The organism is Pseudorhodobacter antarcticus (genome assembly GCF_900110135.1).
Lineage (GTDB): Bacteria > Pseudomonadota > Alphaproteobacteria > Rhodobacterales > Rhodobacteraceae > Pseudorhodobacter > Pseudorhodobacter antarcticus.
Map to the genome: position 1 here is coordinate 24103 of NZ_FOCO01000015.1, position 23956 is coordinate 48058.

The 23956-nt window shown below is 59.7% G+C and carries 22 protein-coding genes; 9 read left to right on the plus strand and 13 right to left on the minus strand.

The window, feature by feature from the left end; all coding sequences use genetic code 11:
• Positions 1–10: 10 nt before the first annotated feature.
• The 7 genes from BMY36_RS09380 to uxaC form a co-directional block, all read right to left on the minus strand.
• Positions 11–1438, minus strand: coding sequence for a mannitol dehydrogenase family protein (locus BMY36_RS09380; RefSeq protein ID WP_050519732.1), 1428 nt, complete (start codon positions 1436–1438; stop codon positions 11–13).
• Positions 1428–2180: a 2-dehydro-3-deoxy-D-gluconate 5-dehydrogenase KduD gene (kduD, locus tag BMY36_RS09385; RefSeq protein WP_050519731.1), complete on the minus strand. Its 753-nt coding sequence runs from the start codon at positions 2178–2180 to the stop codon at positions 1428–1430. The genes BMY36_RS09380 and kduD overlap by 11 nt, the downstream gene beginning before the upstream one ends.
• The gene (gene kduI, locus BMY36_RS09390; RefSeq protein ID WP_050519730.1) at positions 2177–3001 is read right to left on the minus strand and encodes a 5-dehydro-4-deoxy-D-glucuronate isomerase; all 825 of its coding nucleotides are present in this window, start codon (positions 2999–3001) and stop codon (positions 2177–2179) included. The genes kduD and kduI overlap by 4 nt, the downstream gene beginning before the upstream one ends.
• A 19-nt stretch (positions 3002–3020) precedes the next feature.
• Positions 3021–4301, minus strand: a complete 1281-nt coding sequence (locus tag BMY36_RS09395; protein WP_050519729.1) for a TRAP transporter large permease — start codon at positions 4299–4301, stop codon at positions 3021–3023.
• Positions 4302–4811, minus strand: coding sequence for a TRAP transporter small permease (locus BMY36_RS09400; protein ID WP_139193994.1), 510 nt, complete (start codon positions 4809–4811; stop codon positions 4302–4304).
• Between the two features lie 66 nt (positions 4812–4877).
• Positions 4878–5852 (minus strand): TRAP transporter substrate-binding protein, encoded by a 975-nt coding sequence (locus BMY36_RS09405; RefSeq protein WP_050519727.1) that lies wholly within the window; start codon positions 5850–5852, stop codon positions 4878–4880.
• A 28-nt stretch (positions 5853–5880) separates the two neighbouring features.
• On the minus strand, positions 5881–7287 hold the full coding sequence (uxaC, locus tag BMY36_RS09410; protein WP_050519726.1) for a glucuronate isomerase: 1407 nt from the start codon (positions 7285–7287) through the stop codon (positions 5881–5883).
• A 128-nt stretch (positions 7288–7415) separates the two neighbouring features.
• On the opposite strand from uxaC, the gene BMY36_RS09415 reads away from it, so the two are divergent.
• Positions 7416–8168, plus strand: coding sequence for a GntR family transcriptional regulator (locus BMY36_RS09415; protein WP_231579717.1), 753 nt, complete (start codon positions 7416–7418; stop codon positions 8166–8168).
• Here the strand turns inward: BMY36_RS09415 and BMY36_RS09420 are convergent.
• Positions 8165–8380: a hypothetical protein gene (locus tag BMY36_RS09420; protein ID WP_050519725.1), complete on the minus strand. Its 216-nt coding sequence runs from the start codon at positions 8378–8380 to the stop codon at positions 8165–8167. The two genes, BMY36_RS09415 and BMY36_RS09420, sit on opposite strands and share 4 nt — an antisense overlap.
• Before the next feature lie 34 nt (positions 8381–8414).
• Positions 8415–9314 carry a LysR family transcriptional regulator gene (locus tag BMY36_RS09425; protein ID WP_050519724.1) on the minus strand — a complete coding sequence of 300 codons (900 nt, stop codon included), beginning with the start codon at positions 9312–9314 and terminating at the stop codon, positions 8415–8417.
• 93 nt (positions 9315–9407) lie between these two features.
• On the opposite strand from BMY36_RS09425, the gene BMY36_RS09430 reads away from it, so the two are divergent.
• The 8 genes from BMY36_RS09430 to BMY36_RS09465 all read left to right on the plus strand — a co-directional run bounded on the left by BMY36_RS09430 (position 9408) and on the right by BMY36_RS09465 (position 20284).
• Positions 9408–10964 carry an NADH-quinone oxidoreductase subunit L gene (locus BMY36_RS09430; protein ID WP_050519755.1) on the plus strand — a complete coding sequence of 519 codons (1557 nt, stop codon included), beginning with the start codon at positions 9408–9410 and terminating at the stop codon, positions 10962–10964.
• Complete coding sequence (locus BMY36_RS09435) at positions 10961–13348, plus strand: YbcC family protein (protein ID WP_050519723.1); 2388 nt, start codon at positions 10961–10963, stop codon at positions 13346–13348. The genes BMY36_RS09430 and BMY36_RS09435 overlap by 4 nt, the downstream gene beginning before the upstream one ends.
• A 47-nt stretch (positions 13349–13395) precedes the next feature.
• Positions 13396–14304, plus strand: a complete 909-nt coding sequence (locus BMY36_RS09440) for a LysR family transcriptional regulator (RefSeq protein ID WP_050519722.1) — start codon at positions 13396–13398, stop codon at positions 14302–14304.
• Between the two features lie 66 nt (positions 14305–14370).
• Positions 14371–14841, plus strand: coding sequence for a formate dehydrogenase subunit gamma (locus BMY36_RS09445; RefSeq protein ID WP_050519721.1), 471 nt, complete (start codon positions 14371–14373; stop codon positions 14839–14841).
• On the plus strand, positions 14838–16364 hold the full coding sequence (locus BMY36_RS09450) for a formate dehydrogenase beta subunit (RefSeq protein ID WP_050519720.1): 1527 nt from the start codon (positions 14838–14840) through the stop codon (positions 16362–16364). Before BMY36_RS09445 ends, BMY36_RS09450 begins: the two co-directional genes overlap by 4 nt.
• Complete coding sequence (fdhF, locus tag BMY36_RS09455; protein ID WP_050519719.1) at positions 16361–19261, plus strand: formate dehydrogenase subunit alpha; 2901 nt, start codon at positions 16361–16363, stop codon at positions 19259–19261. Before BMY36_RS09450 ends, fdhF begins: the two co-directional genes overlap by 4 nt.
• A complete protein-coding gene (gene fdhD, locus BMY36_RS09460) occupies positions 19258–20073 on the plus strand; it encodes a formate dehydrogenase accessory sulfurtransferase FdhD (RefSeq protein WP_050519718.1) in 816 nt (271 codons plus the stop codon). Before fdhF ends, fdhD begins: the two co-directional genes overlap by 4 nt.
• Positions 20063–20284, plus strand: a complete 222-nt coding sequence (locus BMY36_RS09465) for a formate dehydrogenase subunit delta (protein ID WP_050519717.1) — start codon at positions 20063–20065, stop codon at positions 20282–20284. Before fdhD ends, BMY36_RS09465 begins: the two co-directional genes overlap by 11 nt.
• On the opposite strand, the gene BMY36_RS09470 is transcribed toward BMY36_RS09465, so the two are convergent.
• The 4 genes from BMY36_RS09470 to dctP are packed head-to-tail and all read right to left on the minus strand — an operon-like array spanning position 20281 to position 23909.
• Positions 20281–20985, minus strand: a complete 705-nt coding sequence (locus tag BMY36_RS09470) for a GntR family transcriptional regulator (RefSeq protein WP_050519716.1) — start codon at positions 20983–20985, stop codon at positions 20281–20283. The genes BMY36_RS09465 and BMY36_RS09470 overlap by 4 nt on opposite strands.
• A gap of 57 nt (positions 20986–21042) precedes the next feature.
• A complete protein-coding gene (locus BMY36_RS09475) occupies positions 21043–22350 on the minus strand; it encodes a TRAP transporter large permease (RefSeq protein ID WP_050519715.1) in 1308 nt (435 codons plus the stop codon).
• On the minus strand, positions 22350–22850 hold the full coding sequence (locus BMY36_RS09480) for a TRAP transporter small permease (protein ID WP_050519754.1): 501 nt from the start codon (positions 22848–22850) through the stop codon (positions 22350–22352). Before BMY36_RS09480 ends, BMY36_RS09475 begins: the two co-directional genes overlap by 1 nt.
• A gap of 60 nt (positions 22851–22910) precedes the next feature.
• Positions 22911–23909: a TRAP transporter substrate-binding protein DctP gene (dctP, locus tag BMY36_RS09485; protein ID WP_050519714.1), complete on the minus strand. Its 999-nt coding sequence runs from the start codon at positions 23907–23909 to the stop codon at positions 22911–22913.
• Between the last annotated feature and the right edge of the window lie 47 nt (positions 23910–23956).

Below are 23956 nucleotides of genomic sequence, written 5' to 3' on the forward strand. Positions count from 1 at the left end.
GGGCGTCACCTTATTGAATTTCTGCGTCCACCGCCCGCTGCGCACCTTGCGCCCACAGCCTTTCGGCGGCTTGCGTGACAGGCGCGCGCAATTGGACGGCCAAGGCCAAGGGAAATATCTCAGCGACCGCCAAAAGGGCCACGACCTTTTCCGCCGGGGTCGTGGCCGCGTCTGACACTGCGCGCAAACGGGCGGCCATAGGGTCTTTCACCTCAATCGTGCGGCCCTGTTCATCAACCCCGCCGACATAGCGCATCCATGCCGCCACGGCCAAAATCAACCCCGGCGATGCGCGCCCTGCGGCTATATTTTCCGCCAGCGTGCCCAAAATGCGCTGCGGCAATTTCTGGCTGCCATCCATCGCGATTTGCCAAGTGCGGTGGCGAATGGCGGGGTTTTCGTACCGCGCGCGCAGGGCGGCGGCATATTGCGCCAGATCAACGCCCGTAGGGGTGGCCACGGCTGGCATAATCTCTGCCCATAATTGGCGCACAAAGGTATTAAAGCCGGGGTTTGCCACCGTATCCGCGATGGTTTCATGGCCTGAAAGATAGCCAAGATAGGCCAACGCAGAATGGGTGCCATTCAACATGCGCAGTTTCATATGTTCAAACGCCGTCACATCCTGCACCATTTGCACGCCCACGGCGGCGAAATCGGGGCGCGCATCGCCCACAAAATCATCCTCGATCACCCATTGGCGGAACGGTTCGTGCAAGACGGGGGCAGCGTCATGGTGGCCCGTCACAGCCTCCAGCCGGGCAATGTCACCTTGGGTCGTGGCGGGGGTGATACGATCCACCATCGTTGCGGGGAAACGGGCATGTTCGGCAATCCAACCCGCCAGCGCAGGGTCAACGCGCGCTGCGAAATTCAACACCAAACCGCGCACCAAAGGCCCGTTTTCGGGCAGGTTATCACAGGTCATCACCGTAAAGGGGGCCACCCCCGCCGCATGACGCAAGGCAAGGGCGCGCACCAAAAATCCAATCGCGGACTGGGGCAGCGGATGCGCCAAATCATGCGCAATATCCGGGTGATCCACGTTCAGCGCCCCGGTGGCCGGATTGTGGCAATACCCCTTTTCGGTCACCGTCAGCGACACAATCCGCACGCCCGGCTGTGCCATGGCCGCCAGCACGGCGGCAGGGTTTTCGGGCGCGACCAGCACATCTTCCAACACCTCTATCACCGCGACCTCTTGCCCCGCAGAGGACAGGGTCACGCTGGAATAGGCCCAGTTTTGCGGACGCAGGGCATCGCGGATGGCGGGGCTTTGCAAAGATACGCCGATAATCCCCCAATCGCCGCCGCTGTGCGCCATCGCCTCGGCCACATAACACGCACCAAAGGCCCGGTAAAACGCGCCAAGGCCCAAATGTACGATGCCCACACCGGGGCGCGGGGCGGTGCTACGGGTTAAACGCTTAACGGGCAAGCCAGCCTCCGTCCACGTTCAAAACCGCACCATGCACATAGGCGCTGGCGGGGGTGCAGAGGTAGGTGACCGCGCCCGCAATATCGGAGGCATTGCCCCAGCGGCCCGCTGGAATACGCTCCAAAATGGAACGGTTACGGTCAACATCGGCGCGCAACGCTTCTGTATTGTTGGTTTCGATATAACCGGGCGCGACGGCGTTCACATTGATGCCCTTTGCCGCCCATTCATTGGCCAACAGTTTTGTTAGCCCCGCCACGCCATGTTTTGACGCGGTATAGGATGGCACGCGGATACCACCTTGAAACGAGAGCAGGCTGGCGATGTTGACCACGCGACCCCCCCCCGATCCGGCACCGCGCGCAAACACCTCACGCGCAAAAGCTTGGGTGGTGAAAAACAACGCCTTCAGGTTCACGTCCATGACCGCGTCCCAATCGGATTCACTAAAATCAACCGCTTCGGCACGGCGAATGATGCCCGCGTTATTGACCAAAATATCAAACCCTTGGCCCGCAAACAAACTTTGCCCCGCCATCGGGTCCACAAAATCCACCAACACCGAGCTGGCCTGTCCGCCCGCGCGCGTGATCTGCGCCACGGTTTCGTCACAGGCCCGCCGCCCGGCACAGACCACCGAAGCCCCGGCCTGCGCCAGACCAATCGCAATCGCCTGCCCAATCCCGGTATTTGCCCCCGTCACCAAGGCGCGGCGACCAACCAACGAGAATGGATTGGTCACAACAACCCCTCCACCGACAGCATGTCCATATCGGTGAAATCGACGTTATCGCCCGCCATCGCCCAGATGAAACTATACGCCCCGATGCCAGCCCCCGAGTGGATGGACCACGGCGGCGACAAAACGCCTTCCTCATTCGCGATGAACATGTGGCGCGTCTCGGTCGGCTCCCCCATCAGGTGCAAAACTCGCGCTTCGGGCTTCATGTCGAAATACAGATACGCCTCCATCCGGCGGTCGTGGATATGGGCGGGCATGGTGTTCCAAACCGACCCATTGTGCAGGCTGGTATAACCCAGCACCAACTGGCAGCTTTCCATCACATTAGGGTGGATGAACTGGCGGATGGTGCGGTCATTCGATGTTTCCGCTGCGCCCAAACGCACCTCTTTGGCATCACCCACCGACAGCAGACGCGTCGGGCAAGTGCGGTGCGCGGGCGCGGAAGTGATGTAAAACCGCCCCGCCCCTTCAAACGTCACAGGACCAGACCCCATACCCAGATACAACACATCGCCGCGCGCCATTTTATGGCTGGCACCCGCCGCCTTGACCACCCCATCGCCGCCAATGTTTACAATTCCCATCTCGCGGCGATCCAGAAAATTCGGTGTGCGCGTTTCGGTAACATGGTCCAGCGTCAGGCTGCCGCCATTCGGCACCGCCCCCCCCATCACAAAGCGGTCGTAATGACTGTAAACCAACCGGATTTCCCCATCCGCAAACATGCCCGGCGTTAGAAAATGCTGGCGCAGGGCCGTGGTGTCCATCCCTTTGGCGTGGTCTTGGTGAACGGCGTGGCGTGTTTCAACGGTCAGCATAAAAGCTCCTTAAACGGCATCAGTGAAAGAGGGAGGGCAGCCACAACGACAGCCCCGGAATATAAGTGACCAGCATCAGCGTGGCAAAGGCCGCGCCGTAAAACGGCCAGATGGTACGGACCGCGTCCCAGATCGAAATGCGGCCAACGGCGCAGCCGACAAACAGCACCGCGCCAACAGGCGGCGTACACAGCCCAATCCCAAGGTTCAGGATCAAGATCACGCCAAAATGCACCGGGTCCACCCCGAAAGCCATAGCGACAGGCAGGAAAATCGGCGTGGTGATCACGATCAGCGGCGACATATCCATAAACGTGCCCAAAACCAGCAAGACCACATTCAGCAACAGCAGGATGATGATCGGGTTGTCCGACACATTTTGCAGCGCCATCACCATTGTCGTTGGCACCTTTGTATAGGCCAACAACCAGCCAAACGCGGCGGCACAGCCAATCACCATCAACACCATCGCGGTGGTGCGCACGGCGGCAAATGTCGCCTCGATGAAATCATGAAACGACATGGTGCGGTACACGAAAAACGTTACCAACGCCGCATAAACCACCGCAATGTTCGACGATTCCGATGCGGTGAACACGCCGGATCGCACGCCGAAAAAGATAATCCCCACCAGCACCAATCCGGGTGCTGCACTAAAAAACAAAGTGCCCAGCATGGCCCAACCGGGAAACGCCTCGGTCGGATAGCCGCGTTTGCGCGCCACGAACCACGCCGCAACCATCAACGACAGCGCCAACAACAGGCCGGGAATGATGCCCGCCGTGAACAAATCCGCGATGGAAATTTTGCCCCCCGCCGCGATGGAATAGATGATCATATTATGCGACGGCGGCAACATCAGCGCGATGATAGACGACACGACCGTGATGTTCACCGCATAATCTGCACCATACCCGCGTTCCTTCATTTGCGGCACCATCAACCCGCCCACCGCCGATGCATCGGCAGCAGCAGACCCGGAAACGCCACCAAACATCACCGATGCGATGATGTTGACCTGCCCCAAACCACCTCGCAAATGCCCGACCAGCGCCCCCGCCAGCCCGACCAACCGGCGCGCAATATCGCCACGCACCATCAAATCCCCGGCAAAGATAAAAAACGGAATCGCCATTAGCGCAAACACCGACACACCGGAGTTTAGCCGCTGAAACACCACCACAGGCGGCAAGCCCATGTAGATGACGGTCGCAAAGCTTGACACGCCAAGGCAGAACGCCACGGGGGTGCCGATCAGCAGTAGGAACACGAAAGTTCCGAAAAGGACGTACAGCTCCATTTAGTCCTCCACCGGATCTTCGCCAAACCGCGCGGTGCGCAGACCTGCGGCGCGCCGCATCACGCGTTCGGCGGAAAAAATAACCACCAAAACGCCGCCGCCCACAATCGGCAGAAAATCAAAAGCGCCCGAAATACCCAGACTAGGCAGCTTGTTGCCAGCCGTCTTGGCGGCCAATTGCCAGCCAAACCAGACCATGCCCCCGCCAAACGCGGCCACTGCGACATCCGAAATCGAATACAAAACCATCTTCACGCGGTGCGAAACGAAATACAAAAGCACGTCAAACGACAAATGATACCCTTCGCGGATACCAACTGCGGCGCCCAGAAAGATGAACCACCCCATGATCATCACCGATGCAGGTTCAGTCCACACCAAACTGTCGTTCAAAACGTAGCGCCACACCACTTGGGCTGCGATGAACACGGTCATCAAAACCAACCCCGTTCCCGCCACCCACAGCGCCAAACGGGCCAGCGCGCCGGTAAACCGCGCCGCCGATTTCATTGTAGTTTCCACAATTTGCCCCCGGCAAAGGATTGGCCCGCGACATATGCCGCGGGCCGTTTGGGATTATTCCGTCGCCTGAATATCCTCGACCATCTTTTGCAACTTTGGCGTGGTCACATATTTCGCGTAAACTGGCACCATCGCCTCGATGAACGGGGTTTTGTCGATGTCGGTGATAATCTCGGTTCCTGCCGCGCGCACTTTCGCCTCAGATGCCGCCTCACGCGCCGTCCACAATTCGCGCATCACGGGCACAGAATCCTTGGCCGCTTGGCGCACTGCCGCTTGATCTTCTGCAGACAGTTTATCATACGCGATTTTCGACATCACCAAAATTTCCGGCACGATCAAATGCTGGTTCAGCGTGTAATATTTAGCCACTTCAAAATGGCCGGAGCTTTCATAGGACGGCCAGTTGTTTTCTGCCCCATCAATCACGCCGGTTTGGATGGACGAATACACCTCGCCATACGGCATGGGCGTTGCGTTGGCACCAAGGGCCGCAACCATGTCCACGAAAATATCCGACTGCATCACGCGGAATTTCATACCCGCCATATCCGCGATGGACCGAATTGGCTTTTCCGAGTTGTAAAAGCTGCGCGACCCGCCGTCATAAAACGCAAGGCCAACCAGATCGGCCCCCGCCATCGCATCCAAAATTTGCTGGCCCACCGGACCGTCCATCACCTTGTGCATGTGATCGGTGGACCGGAAAATGAACGGCAAGGACGGGATTTGCGTTTCTTCAACGATATTGTTGAACGGCCCAAGGCTGACGCGGTTCATGTCGATCACGCCGAACTGGGTCTGTTCAATCGTGTCTTTTTCCTCGCCCAATTGCGCGGAATGAAACACCTCGACGCACAAACGGTCGCCTGTGCGTTCTTTCAGCAATTCGCCCATCTTTTGCACGGCAACAACGGTGGGATACCCATCAGGATGCGTGTCAGATGACCGCAAGGTGATTTCACACGCAGTGGCCGCTGTTGCCATCGCAACGGTGCCCAGCATTGCCGCAATTAGGGTCTGTTTCATTTGGTTTTTCCTCCCAGAAAATGGCTTTTCACAGCCGATACGCCTGTTTTGCCAGGCCATAAGCAAGGTCATGCGCGACCTCATTTGCCTCATCCGCGTCCAGCCGCCCTGTGGCGACCAACGTGGCAAGGAATGCACAATCCACCCGGCGGGCCACATCATGGCGCGCGGGAATGGAACAAAACGCGCGTGTGTCGTCGTTGAAACCCACGGTGTTGTAAAATCCGGCGGTTTCCGTCGCGGTTTCGCGAAAGCGGCGCATCCCTTCGGCGCTGTCATGGAACCACCAGGGCGGCCCCAATTTCAGCGCGGGGTATACACCCGCCAGTGGCGCGAGTTCGCGCGCGATGCTGGTTTCATCCAGCGTGAACACGATAATTGTCACATCGCTGCGCCCGCCAACCGCGTTCAACAATGGGTGCAGCGCGCGGACGTAATCGGTGCGGGTGGGAATATCGAACCCTTTGTCACGGCCAAAGCGGGCGAATACATCGCGGGAATGGTTGCGCCAACTGCCGGGATGGATTTGCAAAACCAACCCGTCATCAATGCTCATCCGGGCCATTTCGGTCAGCATTTGGCCGCGAAACATATCCGCCTCATCGCCCGTGCATTTGCCTTGCAGCGCGCGTTCAAACAGACGCGCCGCCACGTCTTGGGGCAAATCCTCGGTCCGGGCGGTGGGGTGGCCGTGGTCGCTTGACGTGGCGCCATAGGTTTTGAAAAACGCGCGGCGGGTGCGGTGGGCCGCCAAATACCCGGCCCAAGTGGTCGTATCCTGCCCGGTCAGCGCGCCCAACTGCACCACATTATCCGCGAACCCGTCAAATTCCGGGTCCACCACCGCATCAGGGCGGTAGGCGGTAATCACCTTGCCGCCCCAACCGCTGTCCTTAATCATCTGATGCCAGCGCAGATCGTCCAAGGCACTTTCGGTGGTTGAAATCACTTCAATATTGAACCGTTCAAACAGCGCGCGGGGGCGATAATCTGGACGGGTCAGGCACTCTGCAATCTGGTCATAAACCGCGTTGGCGCTGGTGGCATTCAAGCGCTGCGTCACGCCAAACACCTCTTGCAGCGCATGGTTGACCCACAGCCACGATGGCGTGCCACGAAACAAATGGAAATTGGCGGCAAACAGCCCCCAAATTTTGCGCGCATCGCCTTCGACCGGGCCACCATCGGCGCGCGGCACGCCCAAATCCGCCAGCGGGATGCCTTGGGAATGGAGCATGCGAAAGACATAGTGATCGGGCGTCACAAACAGCGCTGCGGGGTCCGCAAAAGCGGCGTTTTCAGCAAACCAGCGCGGGTCCGTGTGGCCATGCGGGCTGATGATGGGCAAATCGCGCACGGTGTCATACAGCCCCCGCGCCCTATCCCGCAGTGCGGGTTCAACAGAAAACAGCCGATTTTCGTCCAACAACGCCATCCGCACCGCACCTTTCGACTCATCCCCTTAACTAATAACCTAGTTTTTCACAAAAGCCGCGTCAACTGATATCCCAGTTGGCAAATCACAATTTCCCCCTATGATGGGCACAATCAGGGAGGGGCGTGATGGGCAATACACATATTTTGATGATGGGTGATGCCCCCAATCAAGCAGCCCCAAAGCCGCTGCCAAAGCTGGCACGCGCCACACAACCATCCGTCGCCGACCAAGTGTTCGACTTGCTGCAGCACCGCATCCTGACGCTGGACCTGCCCCCCGGCACCAAACTGTCCGAAGGGGAGGTGGCGGGCCAAATGGGCGTATCCCGCCAACCCGTGCGCGAGGCGTTCAAACGTCTGGCCGCCCAAGGGTTTTTGCTTATTCGCCCCCAGCGCAGCACAACCGTTAGCCTGATATCCGAAGCGGCGGTTCTGCGCGCCCGGTTCATTCGCACCGCCCTAGAAACCCACACGTTTCGCCTTGCCTGCACTACGCTAACCTCTGCCGATATCGCAGCCCTGCGCGCTTTGATTGATGCGCAGAAAACGGCGATCACCGCACAGGACCGCGCGCTGTTTCATGCCTTGGACGATCAGTTCCACCGCGAGGTGTGCATCCGTTCCGGCGTAGGATACGCGTGGGATTTGATCCATGATAGCAAGGCGCATATGGACCGGATTCGCATGCTGTCGCTGAACAGCCAATCGCAACAACACGCGTTGCGCGAACATATCGCAATTCTGGATGCGATTGAACAAGGCAACCCGGACGCCGCTGCAAGGGCCATGGACAGTCACCTGTCGCGCATCACCACCCTGATCGCCGAGGTGAAGGCCGTTAATCACGGCTGGTTCACCGATGCTGCCGATTTGGGTTAAGGCTTGTCCTTGCGTACATATTTGGCAGGGTCAAACGCGATGAAAAATTCGTAACCACAGCCCGCCGCAAGGCAGGCCGCCAGAACCGCCCAGCCAGTGCCGCCCGTGGCCAATTCCAACGCCGCCCACAGCGCCAAAAACCCAACCAACACCACCCGCCGCCATATCGGCAGAAAAAACGGATGGTACAACCCCAATAGTTTGCCAATCATCGCACACGCCCCCTATCGCCCAAACCCACAGCCTTCATCCCACAGCCCCTGAACGGTCATGTGCGGCCCGTTCCAGCAATGACAACAACAACGGGTTTGGAAACTGCCGTTTCACCGTCACCGCATGGAAACTTTCCGTCACACCAATATCATGCCGCGCCTCTTGCAGCATCCCCGACGACAGCTCATTTTTCACCACGATCGGCGGCAACACGGCCAAACCGATGTCTTCGCGCGCCAGCAAACGCATCATCGCCATGTCATCCACCTCGGCGGCCAGCACTGGTTCCACCCCCAGCCGCGCGCACAGCGTGTCAAACCCCGCCCGCACCGGGCTGTCGGTGGTGGGCACAATGACCGGGTGGCGGCGCAACAAATCGGGCAGGCTGTCATCGCCCGCCAACCGCGCGGGCGTGCCAATAATGCTGACACTTTGTTCCGACAGTCTGTGCGCAATAAAACTGGACATCGCATCGGGCGCAGGTACCCGGTTGGTCAACACCACGTCCAAGCCCAAGGTTTCCAACCCCTGCAACAACTCGACCGAGGTACCGGACCGCAGCACCAGTTCCACATCCTTGGCCCCCAGCAAGGGCCGCAAAAATTCGATCTGAAAGTTGCGCGACAGCGTGGCCAGTGCGCCCATCCGCAGCACATGACGCAAGTCACCCGACCGCGACAGCGTCGCCAGTAAATCCTGGCCCGCCTCAAAAATCGTATCCGCATAATCCAGCGCGATGCGCCCGGCTTCGGTCAAATGCAACTGGCGGCCGCGCCGTTCAAACAGCGGGTGGCCCAACCTATCCTCCAGCTTGCGGATTTGCACCGACACCGCCGATTGCGACAAGTTCAACTTGGCCGCCGTGCGCGTCAGGTTGCCGTCATGCGCAACCTGCCAGAAATACCGCAAATGGTTGTAATTTATTTCTATCATTCGTTCTGTTTAAGCGAACGCTTTATTGTGATCAATGAATTTTATTTATGCAACCCGCACCGCTATCCCCTATCCAAATTGATGGAGGATTTTATGCTTGCCCACGCCCTGCCACTTCTGGCCCCGCTTATCTTACTGGGGGCCGCCCTGTTCTTGCACTTGACCAATCCAACCCGCCAAAAAGGTGCCGCGCTTGCCGAAGGGGCTGCTTTTGCAGCTTTGGTCGTGGCCGTGCTGTCATTGGGCCTGTTAGTTTTGCGCGGGGCGGGCGATGGGTTCGTCACCCGGCTGGACGCGATCAGCATCACCATGCTGCTTTTGGTGGCGTTTATCGGTTGGGTCGTCGTGCGGTATTCCCGCACCTATCTGGACGGTGAGGCGCGGCAGGGCACCTTCACCATCTGGCTTTTGGGGGTGTTGGCATCCGTGCTTTTGCTGGTTCAAGCGGGCAATCTGGTGGTGCTGATCGGCGCTTGGGTCGCGACCAGCCTGTGCTTGCACAAACTGCTGCTGTTTTATCCTGAACGTGTCGCCGCCAGGCGGGCTGCACGCAAAAAATTCGTGACCGCGCGTTTGGGCGATGCGGCCTTGGTCCTTGCGACACTTTTGCTGGTGATGGCTTATGGCTCCACCCAAATTTCCACCATCCTCGCCGCCGCTAAACTGGGCGAAGGTGGCATGGCAGCCGTGGGTGCCGCCGCCCTCCTTGCCCTCGCCGCTGTCCTAAAATCGGCGCAATTTCCCAGCCACGGCTGGCTGACTGAGGTGATGGAGGCACCGACCCCCGTCTCCGCCTTGCTGCACGCAGGTGTGGTCAACGGTGGCGGGTTCTTGCTCATCCGCTTTGCCGATGTGATGCTGCTGTCACCCTTGGTGTTGGCAGGTTTGGTGCTGATCGGCGGATTCACCGCGCTGTTTGGCGGGTTGGTGATGCTGACCCAGCCCACCGTCAAATCCTCGCTCGCATGGTCCACCGTGGCGCAAATGGGCTTTATGATCTTTCAATGCGGGCTTGCGCTGTTCCCCCTCGCGCTTTTGCACATCGTCGCCCATTCGCTGTACAAAGCGCACGCCTTTCTGTCGGCTGGTGGTGCTGTGGAACGGGTCACGGCCATTTCGCGCCCCGGCCCAGTTGCGGTGCCAAACCTTGCTGCTGTCACCCGCGCCTTTGCGCTGGCCATCGCGATTTATGGCGGGGTGCTGATCGCCTCGGGCCTTATCTTCGGCTTTGCCGATAAATCCCCGCAAGGCATCGCGCTTGGCACCATCCTGATCTTTGGGGTCGCCTATCTTTTGGCCCAAGGGCTGGCAGATGCCGCCCCCCGCGCCCTGACCTTGCGCACCGCCCAACTGTCCCTGATCGCGGCGGTCAGCTATGTCGCCTTGCAACGGCTGGCCGAGGCGGCAACGGCGGGCACCCTGCCCCCCACCCCCACCGCGGGCCCCTTGGAATGGGCGCTGATCCTGCTCGCCCTTCTCAGCTTTGGCCTTGTGGCCTTGGCCCAGGCCACCTTACCTTTGTGGTCGCACCACCCCGCCGCCCAAGGGTTGCGCATCCACCTGTCCAACGGGCTTTACATCAACGCGATTGAGGACCGTTTGCTGCACGGCTGGTCCCTGAAATTCTATGCCAAAGGAGCGTCAAAATGAAGGCCGACACCCACGCAGGTTTCACCGGAACCCATCTGGAACTGATCGCCGCATCGGAAAACGCCAGCCGCGCCATTCCGCCTTTGTGGCCCCTCGCCTCCTCGGTCGCGGTCAACCCGTTCTTGGGGCAAGCCGGGCACACATTGGCGCAAACATCCGCCCTTTTGGGCCGGGTCGCGGGCGTGGCCGTCACCATGCCGCGCAAATGGTATGCGGATAAACTGGCGGCAGGCACCATCACCGACGTTGACCTGTTGGACGCAATCGCGGTCACAGGTTGCCCGTTGAACCCTGTCGCCCTGCGCGCAGCGGCCCTCGCCCCCGACACCACCCCCACCGCTTTGCCCACGGTCGCAGACCTCGCCGCAACCGCGTCGGGCACCGATTGGCCCGCGCTGATTGACGACCGTATCGGCGCTTGGGCCGCAGGGTTTTTCGACAAAGGTCAAGCCTTGTGGCAGGCCACCCCCGGCCACGGCGCATTTGACAGCTGGCGCTTGTTCGCCACCCGCGATCTGACCGCCGAAATCAACGGTCTGCCCGGTTTTGCAGGCTTTGTCGCCAGCACCGCCGAAAAACCCCGAATCGCCCTTGCCATGGCTTGCGACACGCTGGGCCTTGGCACGGATGCCGCCCCCACCTATTTCCACCAGCTTTTGTTGGGTCTTGGCGGCTGGTCGCAGGTCGCACGCCAACATCTGTGGCAGGCCGAACTGGCAGGCAAACGGGATGAAATGACCAGCGATATGCTCGCCATCCGCATCATTTGGGAACAAGCGCTGTTTGCCCGCTACAAAGACCAGATCAGCGCTGATTGGGCGACAATCCGCGCCCAGCACGCGGCCCCCATCACCCCATCCGCCGATGATCTGGCAATGGCAACCTTGCAGGAGGCCGCCGACCGCGCAGGCCAGCGCAGCCTTGCGCAAACCCTGTCCGGCCCCGCAGCCGTCAAACCGCAAACCCGCCCCAGCCTGCAAGCAGCGTTCTGCATCGACGTGCGCAGCGAGGTGTTTCGCCGCGCGCTTGAAACGCTGGACCCCACCATCCAAACCTTGGGCTTTGCGGGGTTTTTCGGCCTTACCGCCGCGCACAACGGCTTTGCCTCTGATATCGCTGAACAGCGCCTGCCCGTGCTCTTGACCGCAGGCGTCACCAGCCACGCCACAGCGCCCATGGCCGATGATCAAACCGCCCGATTTGCCGCCCGCGCAGGCCGCGCTTGGGGCCGCTTCAAACTCGCCGCCGTATCGTCGTTTGCCTTTGTCGAGGCGACAGGCCCGGTTTACGCAGGCAAGCTGGTGCGCGATGCTTTGGGTTACGGGGCCGCCCCCGCAATGGACACGCACAAACCGCAGTTTGATGACAGCCTCGCCCTGCCCGACCGCATCAATGCTGCCACCAAAATCTTGGGCGCCATGTCGATGACCGACAATTTCGCGCCCTTGGTTCTGATGGTCGGTCACGGCGCAAATGTGGTCAACAACCCGCACACCAGCGCGTTACATTGCGGGGCCTGTGGCGGTTATTCGGGAGAGGTGAACGCGCGCTTGCTCGCGGGCTTGCTGAACGACCCTGCCGTGCGCAAAGGTGTGGCGGAGGCTGGCATCACCATTTCCGCCGACACTGTTTTCCTTGGCGCATTGCACGACACCACCACCGATGCGGTCACGATTTTCGACACGGACACCGCCCAACCCATCCCCAGCCTGCCCCAAGCACGCGGCTGGCTGGCGCAAGCGGGCCGTATCGCCCGGACTGAACGCGCGGTGCGCCTGCCCCGCGCCACGAATGAGGGGCAAGTGACCAAGCGCAGCACCGATTGGGCCGAAACCCGCCCCGAATGGGCGCTTGCGGGGTGCAAAGCCTTCATCGCCGCCCCGCGCGCCCAAACCCGTGGCAAATCCCTGTCGGGCCAAGCGTTCTTGCATGATTATGACTGGACACAGGACAATGGGTTCGGCGTGCTGGAACTGATCCTGACCGCGCCTGTGGTCGTGGCCAGTTGGATCAGCCTGCAATATTACGGTTCGGTCGTTGCCCCAGATATTTTCGGCGCGGGCAACAAACTGCTGCACAACGTGACAGGCGGGATTGGCGTGGTTGAGGGGAATGGCGGCAAGTTGCGCGCGGGCCTGCCGTGGCAATCGGTGCATGATGGGGTGGGATATGCCCATGACCCGTTGCGCCTGTCGGTTTGCATCGCGGCCCCGCAGGCGGCGGTCGCCGACATTCTGGCCCGCCATGACGGCGTGCGCGCGTTGTTTGACAATCGCTGGCTGCACCTGTTCTTGCTGGATGACGCAGGCCAAATGACCCAACGCTATTGTGGCGGGTTGGCATGGGAAGATATGCCCGGCACATTGACCAAAGCCGCTGCGTGATCCAATATCTCGATCAATTCCACACGGATTGATCGGGAACACAAATAATGATCGACAAGCTGGAAATGTTCATCGCCGTCGCGCGCGAAGGTCACTTTGGCCGCGCAGCCGAAAGCCTGAACATCTCACAACCCTCCCTCTCCGCCGGCATCAAACAGCTGGAGGAACAGCTGGGCGTGCAGCTGGTCTTTCGCGGCTCGCGCTATGGTGGCCTCACGCCTGAGGGGCAATCCGCACTGGTCTGGGCGCAGCGCATTGTTGGTGACGCCCGGCAGTTTCGCGAAGAAATGCGGGTGAAACGCAACGGGTTGTCGGGCGAATTGCGGCTGGCCACCATCCCCACGGCACTGACGTGGGCAGCGCTTCTGTCGGCTGACTTTACCAAGCGCAACCCAAAGGTGCGCTTCACCATTCTGTCGCGAACGTCGCGTGAAATCCTTGCGCTGTTGGATCGGTTCGAAATCGACGCGGGCATTTCTTACCTTGATAATGAACCGCTTGGCCGGGTCCACACCGCGCCGCTTTATGATGAAGATTACATGCTGGTCTGCGCCACAGGCAGCGATTTTGCCAACCGCGCGTCGGTGCCGTGGGCCGATCTGTCGGGCCAAACCCTCGCGCTTCTGACCCCCGACATGCAAAACCGCCGTATTATCAGCCAAATCTTTGCGGCCCATAACGTCACCCCCACCACGTGCATCGAATCCAATTCGACCATCGTTTTGGTGGCGAGCGTGGAGGCGGGCCGCTGCATGACCGTGCTGCCCCGCGACATCGCGCAGTTTTTGGCCAGCGGTCGCAATGTCACTTTGGTCCCCCTAACGGGCGCGCATCCGCGTCACAGCGTGGGGTTAATCGTGCCGCACCGCGAACCGCGCAGCCCGGTGATTGACGCACTATTGATAGGCGCTGACCGCCTGTTCCAGCAAAGTCGATCAGAAATCCCGATCACTTAACGGATCAACCTTATTGATTTTTGCACCCCGCCGGGCAATGCACGCGTGAAGCAAAGGAACACCAATATGCCCGCACCCGCCCCACCTGTTGACGACCTGCGCGCCCTGATCGCGCCGTTTTTGCAGCTTGAAGGGCCAATGCTGCCCATCCTGCACGCATTGCAGGCCAAATACGGCTGTATCCCCACGGGCGCAGATGCCGAAATCGCCACCGCCCTGAACATCACCAAGGCCGAAGTGCACGGCGTCGTCTCCTTTTATCATGATTTTCGCGATACCCCCGCAGGCCGCCACACCCTAAAAATTTGTCGGGCTGAGGCGTGCAAGGCCGTGGGCGGCGATGCCCTCGCCACAGCCACCCTCGCCAAATTGGGCCTTGATTGGCGCGGCACCACCGCCAATGGCGCGGTCACCGTTGAACCCGTTTATTGCCTTGGCCTTTGCGCTTGCGGCCCCGCCGTGATCGTCGATAACAAGGTGGTGGGCCGCGTCACCCCCGCCCGCATGGACGCCATTTTGCAACAGGTGGGCGCATGAAAATCTATCTGCCCATGGACAGCGCCGCCAAAGCTCTTGGGGCAGATGAACTGGCCCTTGCCATCACCGCACACGCCGCAACACAGGGCACCGACCTAACCCTTATCCGCAACGGATCGCGCGGCATGATCTGGCTAGAACCGTTGGCCGAGGTGGTGATTGATGGCGTCCGCCACGGCTTTGGCCCCATGGAACCCGCCGATGTGCCCGCCCTGTTCGGCGACCTTTCCAAACACCCAAAGGCCCTTGGTCCCGTCGATGCCCTGCCATGGATGCAGCGCCAAACCCGCCTAACATTCGCCCGCGTCGGCGTTATCGACCCGCTGGATCTGGATGATTACCGCGCCCACGGTGGCCTTGCAGGCCTGCACCGCGCCATCACCATGACGGATGCCAAAATCGTCGCCGAAGTCACCGCTAGCGGGTTGCGCGGTCGCGGTGGCGCGGGCTTTCCCACCGGCATCAAATGGAACACCGTGCTGGGCGCAAAAGCCCCGCAAAAATACATCGTGTGCAACGCCGACGAAGGCGACAGCGGCACTTTCGCTGACCGCATGGTAATGGAAGGCGACCCCTTCACCTTGATCGAAGGGATGATCATCGCGGGCCTCGGCGTGGGGGCCACCAAGGGCTATGTGTACCTGCGCAGCGAATATCCCGATGCGATTGCGGTGATGCAAGCAGCGGTCAAAATCGCCCAAAACGCAGGCGTGCTGGGCGCAAACATCCTCAACTCCGGCCGCACATTCGACATGGAAATTCGCGTGGGTGCGGGCGCGTATGTCTGCGGCGAAGAAACCTCGCTCCTCAACTCCCTCGAAGGCAAACGCGGCGTGGTCCGCGCCAAACCGCCCCTGCCCGCTTTGGAAGGGTTTCTTGGGCGTCCCACCGTGGTCAACAATGTCATCAGCCTTGCCACCGTCCCCGTGATCTTTGAACGTGGTGCGCAGGCCTATGCCGATTTCGGCCTTGGGCGGTCGCGCGGCACCGTCACCTTGCAAATCGCAGGCAACGTGAAACACGGCGGGTTGTTTGAAACCGCATTCGGCCTGACCTTGGGTGAAGTGGTCGATGACATCGCAGGCGGCACCCTGTCGGGTCGCCCGGTCAAGGCCGTACAAGTCGGCGGCCCTTTGGGCGCTTACATGCCGCGCGCAAAATTCGACACCCCCGTGGGGTATGAGGAGTTTGACAAACAAGGCGGTCTTATCGGCCACGCCGGTTTCGTGATCCATGATGACAGCGCCGATATGCTGCAAATGGCCCGCTTTGCAATGGAATTTTGCGCGGTGGAATCTTGCGGCAAATGCACCCCTTGCCGCATCGGGGCCGTGCGCGGCGTGGAAACCATCGACCTTATCGCCCAAGGGGATGCAGGTGCAATTGACCTGCTGACCGACCTTTGCGCCACGATGAAAGACGGCTCGCTTTGTGCCCTTGGCGGGTTCACCCCCTACCCGGTCCTGTCCGCCCTCACCCATTTCCCCGATGACTTTGCTCCCCAGCAAAAGGCCGCCGAATGAAAGATTTCATCCTCCCCCCCCTGAACGACCGCGACATGGGCACCCCCACCAAACAGGGCGCACCCATCACGCTGACCATCGACGGGTTTGCGGTTACTGTCCCCGAAGGCACCTCTGTGATGCGCGCCGCAGCGGAGGCGGGGCTACAAATCCCCAAACTCTGCGCGTCCGATAACCTAGAGGCGTTTGGGTCGTGCCGTTTGTGCGTGGTGGAAATCGAAGGGCGGCGCGGCACGCCCGCATCCTGCACAACCCCGGTGGTGGAGGGGATGGTGGTGCGCACCCAGACCCAACACATCAAGAAAATCCGCAAGGGTGTGATGGAGCTTTATATTTCCGACCACCCGCTCGATTGCCTGACCTGTGCCGCCAACAACGACTGCGAATTGCAGGATATGGCGGGCATGGTTGGTCTGCGGGATGTTCGCTACATTGCCCCCGCCAACGCGCCATTGGCCAACCATTTCATGCGCCAAAACACCTCCGGTGAGGCGAACCCGCAATGGCTGCCCAAGGATGAAACCAACCCTTATTTCACCTATGACCCCGCAAAATGCATCGTGTGCAGCCGCTGTGTCCGCGCGTGTGAGGAGGTGCAAGGCACCTTCGCCCTCACCATCGAAGGGCGGGGTTTTGACAGCCGCGTGTCATTTGGCGCGAAAACCGACACGGCGCTGGCCTCCGACTGCGTCAGTTGCGGCGCTTGCGTGCAGGCTTGCCCCACAGGCACCTTGCAGGAAAACTCCGTCATTGAACTTGGCACCCCCGAACGCGCGGTCGTCACCACCTGCGCCTATTGCGGCGTGGGCTGTTCGTTCAAGGCCGAATTGAACGGCGACGAATTGGTCCGCATGGTCCCATACAAAAATGGCAAGGCCAATCGCGGCCATTCATGCGTCAAAGGCCGATTTGCCTATGGCTACGCCAACCACAAAGACCGCATCCTGAACCCCATGATCCGCGACCAAATCACCGACCCGTGGCGCGAAGTATCGTGGACTGAGGCGATGGAATTTACCGCCACCCGCCTGCGCGCATTGCAGGCCAAATACGGACAAAAATCCATCGGCGTCATCACCTCCAGCCGCTGCACGAATGAAGAAACTTACCTTGTGCAAAAACTCGCCCGCGCGGTGTTTGGCAACAACAACACCGACACTTGCGCGCGGGTTTGCCATTCGCCCACGGGCTATGGGCTGGGCCAAACTTTCGGCACCAGTGCCGGCACCCAGGATTTCGATTCTGTGGAACACACCGATGTTGTGATCGTGATCGGCGCGAACCCCACCGATGGTCACCCCGTTTTCGCCAGCCGCCTGAAAAAGCGGATGCGCAAAGGCGCGAAATTGATCGTGATCGACCCGCGCCGCATTGATCTGGTGAAATCGGCGCATATCAAAGCCGCGCACCACCTGCCCTTGCGCCCCGGCACCAATGTCGCCGTGGTCACCGCCCTGTCCCATGTCATCGTGACCGAAGGGCTGATGGATGAGGCGTTTATCCGCGACCGCTGCGATTGGGATGAATTCCAAGATTACGCCGCCTTTGTCAGTGACCTGCGCCATTCCCCCGAGGCGACCGCTTTGCTGACAGGCGTGGACGCGAATGAGCTGCGCGCCGCCGCCCGTCTGTTTGCCACAGGCGGCAATGGCGCGATATACTATGGCCTTGGCGTCACCGAACATTCCCAAGGGTCCACCACCGTCATGGCCATCGCCAACCTTGCGATGCTGACCGGAAACATTGGCCGCAACGGCGTGGGGGTAAACCCTTTGCGCGGGCAAAACAATGTCCAAGGGTCGTGTGATATGGGCAGTTTCCCGCATGAACTGCCCGGCTATCGCCATGTTAAATTCCCCGAAGTGCGCAAGATATATGAGGACGCTTGGGGCATCACCATCGACCCCGAACCGGGTCTGCGCATCCCCAACATGCTGGACGCGGCGGTCGATGGCACGTTCAAAGGGCTTTATTGCCAGGGCGAAGACATCCTGCAATCCGACCCCGACACCAAACATGTCGCCGCAGGTTTGGCCGCAATGGAATGTGTGATCGTGCATGACCTGTTCCTGAACGAAACTGCCAATTACGCCCATGTGTTCCTGCCCGGCTCCAGCTTCTTGGAAAAAGACGGCACGTTTACCAACGCCGAACGCCGCATCAACCGCGTGCGCAAGGTCATGGCCCCCAAAAATGGCTATGGCGATTGGGAGGTGACGCAACTGTTGGCAAACGCCATGAATGGCAACTGGACATATACCCACCCCAGTCAGATCATGGATGAAATTGCAGCCACCACCCCCAGTTTCGCGGGCGTGAATTACGACATGCTGGACGCCAAAGGTTCGGTGCAATGGCCTTGCAATGACGATAATCCAGACGGCACGCCCTTGATGCATGTCGATGGCTTCGTGCGTGGCAAGGGGCGGTTTATCGTGACCGAATACATCGCGACCGATGAAAAAACCGGCCCGCGTTTTCCCCTGTTGCTCACCACCGGCCGCATTTTGTCGCAATATAACGTGGGCGCACAAACACGGCGCACCGATAACGTGATCTGGCATGACCAGGACCTGCTGGAAATCCACCCCCACGATGCAGAGGTGCGGGGCGTCAAGGATGGCGATTACATCAAACTCGCCAGCCGATCAGGGGAGACCACCCTGCGCGCCACCATCACGGACCGCGTGTCACCGGGCGTGGTCTATACCACCTTTCACCACCCCGACACACAGGCCAATGTCATCACCACCGATTTCACCGATTGGGCCACCAATTGCCCGGAATACAAGGTGACAGCGGTGCAGGTTAGCCCATCGAACGGTCCAACCGAATGGCAAACCGACTATAACACGCAGGCCGAACAGTCGCGCCGCATCCTGCCCGCCGCCGAATGAACGGGGCCAGCAGCCACACAGGTCTGTCGGTGCAACCCGATGGTACCCGCACCGTCCACCGCACCCTGCCGGATGAGGTGGCGGTGGCCATGGTGTTCAACGGCTCCACCCAAGCGGTGATGATGGCGACCCCCGCCGACATCACCGACCTTGCCCACGGTTTCGCGCTGACCGAAGGAGTGATCACCGACCTATCCCAAATCGAATCGTTCGAAATCACCGACCATCCCAACGGGATTGAGGCGCGCTTTTGGATCACCCCCGACCGCGCCGACGCCCTATCAACCCGCCGCCGTTTCATGGCTGGCCCCGTGGGCTGCGGCCTTTGCGGTATCGACAGCCTTGACCAAGCCAACCGCCCCCTGCCCCAAGTCAGCAACCCAGCTTTGCGTTTTTCCCGTGCCGATATCGCCAATGCCACCGACGCCCTGCGCAACCTGCAACCCCTGCACGACCAAACCCATGCCGCCCATGCCGCCGGCTTTTTGCGCCCCGGCGCAGGGATTGTCATGGCGCGCGAAGATGTCGGCCGCCACAACGCGCTGGATAAATTGATCGGTGCCATGGCCCGCGCGGGGATAACCCCGACCAATGGCGCGTTTGTTATGACCAGCCGCCTGTCGATTGAACTTATCCAAAAATGCGCCATCGCAGGCGCGCCCGCCCTTATCGCCGTTTCCGCCCCCACCGCCGCCGCCGTGGCGCTGGCCAATGCGGCAGGCATCACCCTTGCCGCATTCGCGCGTGGCGGCGGGTTTGACATCTATTCCCAACCGCACCGCATCACGACCGAGGTTCCCCATGTCGCCTGAAAAAATGGTCTATATGACCAACCAAATCGCCACATATTTCAAAACGCAGGCCGACCCCGACCGCGCCGGAAAAATCGCCGACCACTTGTCCGACTTTTGGGAACCGCGCATGCTGGAAAAACTCTATGCCCATGTGGACAGCGGCGGCGCAGGCATGGACCCCTTGGTGGTTGAAGCGGCGCAACGGGTGCGCCGCGCCAAAGCCGCCTAAAGCGCGATGTGCTGCCGCCGGTCACTGGCAATAAGCCGCTGAATTTGTGTGACAATCTGGTTGGCATGGTCCAGCGCCAAACGGTCCGCCAGCGAGATGTCCCGCGCCGCAATGGCCGCAATCATATCCTCATGCTCCGCCACATAGCGGGGCGGCAATTGGTCGTGATAGGATTGATAATACATCCGCAAAATCCGCCGCCCTTCGTCCAGCAGCCGCAAAAACAACCCCTCGTAATAGCTGTTTTGCCCTGCCACCGCGATGGCCGCATGAAAATCGCGGTTGGTCGCGATCATTCCCAAAGCATCCTTGCCCTGCACCGCCTGCACAAATTCCGCCTGCCGCGCGCGGATACCCTCCAGATCTTGCGGCGTGTGATATTCCGCCGCCAGCCGCGTGGTCACCCGGTACATCAACGTCAGCGCATCGAAAAACGTGTGCAACGTCAGAAAATTGATGTTCGACACCACGGTGGACCGGTTGGGCAGCGTGGTCACCAACCCCTCACCCGCCAAACGCACCAACGCTTCGCGTATCGGGGTGCGTGACATTTCAAACCGGTCTGCCAGTGCAATCTCATCAATCGGGCTGCCGGGGTCCAACACCAAATCAATAATTTCATCGCGCAGCACGTCATAGACATGTTTCACGCCCGAACCGCGCTTGCGGTCCGTCTTTTGCGATGGGTCCAAATCGTTCATGCCGCCTCCTTTGTGCTGCACCCCGGATAGGCGAACGCCCACCCCCAATCAAGCCCCCTACAGCCCCGGTAACCACAGCGCGATCTGTGGAAACGCGATCAGTAACGCCACCAACAGCATCGAACACCCGATATAGGGAAAGGCGGAAACATAAATATCGCGCATCGTCGTGTCCTTGGGGGCGACCCCTTTCATCACAAACAACAACAGCCCGAACGGCGGCGTGGTAAAGCTGATCTCCAGCGCCAGCAAAACGATGATGCCAAACCAAATCGGGTCAAACCCCAGCGTCGCCGCCAATGGGAAAAAGATTGGCACCGTCAGCAGCATCATGGAAATCTGCTCCATGAACATGCCCAGCAACAACAGCACCGAAAACATCACCATCAACATCGCGATGGGGGCGAGGTCGAACGATGTCGCCCAATCAATCAACCCGCTGGACGCGCCCGAAAATGCCAGTAACTGGCTGAACGTGGCCGACCCGAACACGATTAGATAGGCCATCAACGTCACCCGCAGCGCGCCGATCACGGATTTTTTCATCGCTTCCCATGTCAGGCAGCGAAACAGCAGCGCCAAAATCAGCACCCCCAACGCGCCAAACGCCGCCGCCTCAGACGGGGTCATAAACCCTGCGACCATGCCAATCACGATCAGCACCATCACCGAAATCATTGGCAACACATCGCCCATCAGCAACCGCATCTTCTGCCCGAATGTCAGCGCCTCCACCTCATACGGCGGGGCGGCGTGCGGGTCTAACTTGGTCTGCAAAAAGATCACACCGATGTACAGGCAGGCCAAAACCAACCCCGGCACAATCCCCGCAATCAACAACGCGCCCACATCAATTTTCGCCAAAGTCGCCAGCAGCACCGCCAACGCGGACGGCGGAATGATAATCGCCAGCCCGCCAGTACCCAAAATCGGCCCAATCGACATATGCTTTTTATAGCCGCGCGCGGTCATTTCCGGCACCATCAAACTGCCCAACAACGCGGTGGACCCCATCGATGACCCCGACAACGTGGCAAAGGCCGTGCCGCCCATCACGGTGACATAAGACAACCGCCCCGGCAATTTCCCCAACAGCTTGTCAATTGCGTTGAACATCCGCGCGCCAAGCCCAGTGTGAAAGAATATCTCCCCCATCAGCAAAAACAACGGGATCGGCACCAACGCATAATTGGTCAACCCGCCAAACCCGTTGTTCAGCAGCAAGGTAATGCCCTTGGCACCGCCCATAAAAATCCATGCGCCCACAATATTAGCCGCCAAAAACGCCAGCGCCACAGGCATCCCGATCGCCATCAACAACAGGATTGAGCCCAGCAAAAGGGCCAGCGCGCTATACCATTCCATTATTCGTGTATCCCCGCTTCGCCCGAATGCATCAGGTCTTTGCCAAACACAAACCGCGAAAATTCAATGGCCATCAGCCCGAAACTGACCGGAAACGCGATGGTCAAAATCCATTTCGGAAAATAATAGGCCCGCACATCCAAATCATTGCGCGCGATATTTCCCAAAAACAATTCCGCCCCTTTCCACGCCAAAATCACGCAAACCAACACGCACAGCGCCGCCACCCCTCGGCTAACCACACGGCGCGCAGGCGCGGGCAGCGCGGCCGTGACCAGTTCAATATGCACATGCCCTTTTTCGCGCACCAACCACGGCGCGCCCAGCATGGTCATGTATAAAATCGCGTATTCGGATGATGTGAACAGCCAAGCAAAGGGTTGCAGCCCTGCATTGCGCATCAAAACGGACGTGATGACCGAAAACATCAGCCAGATCAGCATGAACCCGGCAACCCCAGCCATCAGGTATAAAAACCCACGATAGAATTTGCCGATCATCCCACGCCCTTTCCCGAATAAAATGCGGCGCGCAAATCCCATCGGCGCACCGCGACCTGTTTATTTGACGTAGAACAGTTCCAGCAGGCGGTCATAATTGCCGTCACCCTGCGGGCTTTCCGCCATCAAACCCTTCATCCGGTCCCATGTGCTTTGGGTTGCGGCCGCCAAATAAGCCGCTGCGGCATCCGGTGCCAAGGTTACAACCTTCATCCCCGCCGCGTCCAGTGCCGCAAAATCGGCATCGCGCACAGCACCCAGTTTGGCCGCACTTTCCGCCTCATGCGCAATCGCCACATCTTGCAAAATCTGGCGCGATGCGTCGGTCAAACTGTTCCACTTTTCCAAATTGATAATCGTGCCCAGATCGGTGGAAAAGAAACACGGCTCAATCCGATAGTTCAAAAATTCATTCCACTTCAGGTCGATCAAACCAATCTGCGTCCAGCCCGTCGCATCCACCACGCCTTTTTCCAGCGCGGAATAGACCTCGGTCGTTGGCAAATCGATCACTTGCGCGCCCAGATAATCGGTGAAAAACGCGTTATAAACCGCATTGCCGCGCAGTTTCAGGCCCGATACATCCAAGTTGCCATTGGCATCCAACTTCGGCTCATCCCGCGTCCACAGGTTGTAACAGACGTTGCTATCAAACCAGCCAAGGTATTTGACGCCCATTTTTTCCTGATGAATTTCATCAATCAACGCGATGCCGCCATTGGCCCGCGCCTCAACCGCCGTAATGTTCGATGTCACCAGCGCGTCTTTTTCAGGCAAGGCCCCTGCGTAAAAACTGCCCGGTGTGTACACCATATCTACCACACCCTCACGCACCGCGTCGGGCTGCTGGAACATGCCAATCGCCTCTGGCCCGCCGCGCACTTCGATCTTCACCACGCCCGCGCCTGCGGTGTTCACCTTATCCACAAACTCCAAAAACGACTTGGTATAGATCAGCGATTCTGGGAACGCATGCACCGCCGTCAGCGTATCCTCGGCAAATGCGGTTGTGGTCAGGGCTGTGGTCGCAAGGATCGCACCGATAATATTGTACTTCATCTTGTCGTTCTCCCGGTTGATGGGGCACTTTTTGCACCCCTTTGGTT

Bases quoted from the DNA above. Each gene is read 5' to 3' on its own strand.
- kduI (WP_050519730.1), bottom strand. From the start codon at position 3,001: ATGCTGACCGTTGAAACACGCCACGCCGTTCACCAAGACCACGCCAAA.
- BMY36_RS09395 (WP_050519729.1), bottom strand. From the start codon at position 4,301: ATGGAGCTGTACGTCCTTTTCGGAACTTTCGTGTTCCTACTGCTGATC.
- BMY36_RS09400 (WP_139193994.1), bottom strand. From the start codon at position 4,811: ATGAAATCGGCGGCGCGGTTTACCGGCGCGCTGGCCCGTTTGGCGCTG.
- BMY36_RS09405 (WP_050519727.1), bottom strand. From the start codon at position 5,852: ATGAAACAGACCCTAATTGCGGCAATGCTGGGCACCGTTGCGATGGCA.
- uxaC (WP_050519726.1), bottom strand. From the start codon at position 7,287: ATGGCGTTGTTGGACGAAAATCGGCTGTTTTCTGTTGAACCCGCACTG.
- BMY36_RS09415 (WP_231579717.1), top strand. From the start codon at position 7,416: ATGGGCAATACACATATTTTGATGATGGGTGATGCCCCCAATCAAGCA.
- BMY36_RS09420 (WP_050519725.1), bottom strand. From the start codon at position 8,380: ATGATTGGCAAACTATTGGGGTTGTACCATCCGTTTTTTCTGCCGATA.
- BMY36_RS09425 (WP_050519724.1), bottom strand. From the start codon at position 9,314: ATGATAGAAATAAATTACAACCATTTGCGGTATTTCTGGCAGGTTGCG.
- BMY36_RS09430 (WP_050519755.1), top strand. From the start codon at position 9,408: ATGCTTGCCCACGCCCTGCCACTTCTGGCCCCGCTTATCTTACTGGGG.
- BMY36_RS09435 (WP_050519723.1), top strand. From the start codon at position 10,961: ATGAAGGCCGACACCCACGCAGGTTTCACCGGAACCCATCTGGAACTG.
- BMY36_RS09440 (WP_050519722.1), top strand. From the start codon at position 13,396: ATGATCGACAAGCTGGAAATGTTCATCGCCGTCGCGCGCGAAGGTCAC.
- BMY36_RS09445 (WP_050519721.1), top strand. From the start codon at position 14,371: ATGCCCGCACCCGCCCCACCTGTTGACGACCTGCGCGCCCTGATCGCG.
- BMY36_RS09450 (WP_050519720.1), top strand. From the start codon at position 14,838: ATGAAAATCTATCTGCCCATGGACAGCGCCGCCAAAGCTCTTGGGGCA.
- fdhF (WP_050519719.1), top strand. From the start codon at position 16,361: ATGAAAGATTTCATCCTCCCCCCCCTGAACGACCGCGACATGGGCACC.
- fdhD (WP_050519718.1), top strand. From the start codon at position 19,258: ATGAACGGGGCCAGCAGCCACACAGGTCTGTCGGTGCAACCCGATGGT.
- BMY36_RS09465 (WP_050519717.1), top strand. From the start codon at position 20,063: ATGTCGCCTGAAAAAATGGTCTATATGACCAACCAAATCGCCACATAT.
- BMY36_RS09470 (WP_050519716.1), bottom strand. From the start codon at position 20,985: ATGAACGATTTGGACCCATCGCAAAAGACGGACCGCAAGCGCGGTTCG.
- BMY36_RS09475 (WP_050519715.1), bottom strand. From the start codon at position 22,350: ATGGAATGGTATAGCGCGCTGGCCCTTTTGCTGGGCTCAATCCTGTTG.
- BMY36_RS09480 (WP_050519754.1), bottom strand. From the start codon at position 22,850: ATGATCGGCAAATTCTATCGTGGGTTTTTATACCTGATGGCTGGGGTT.
- dctP (WP_050519714.1), bottom strand. From the start codon at position 23,909: ATGAAGTACAATATTATCGGTGCGATCCTTGCGACCACAGCCCTGACC.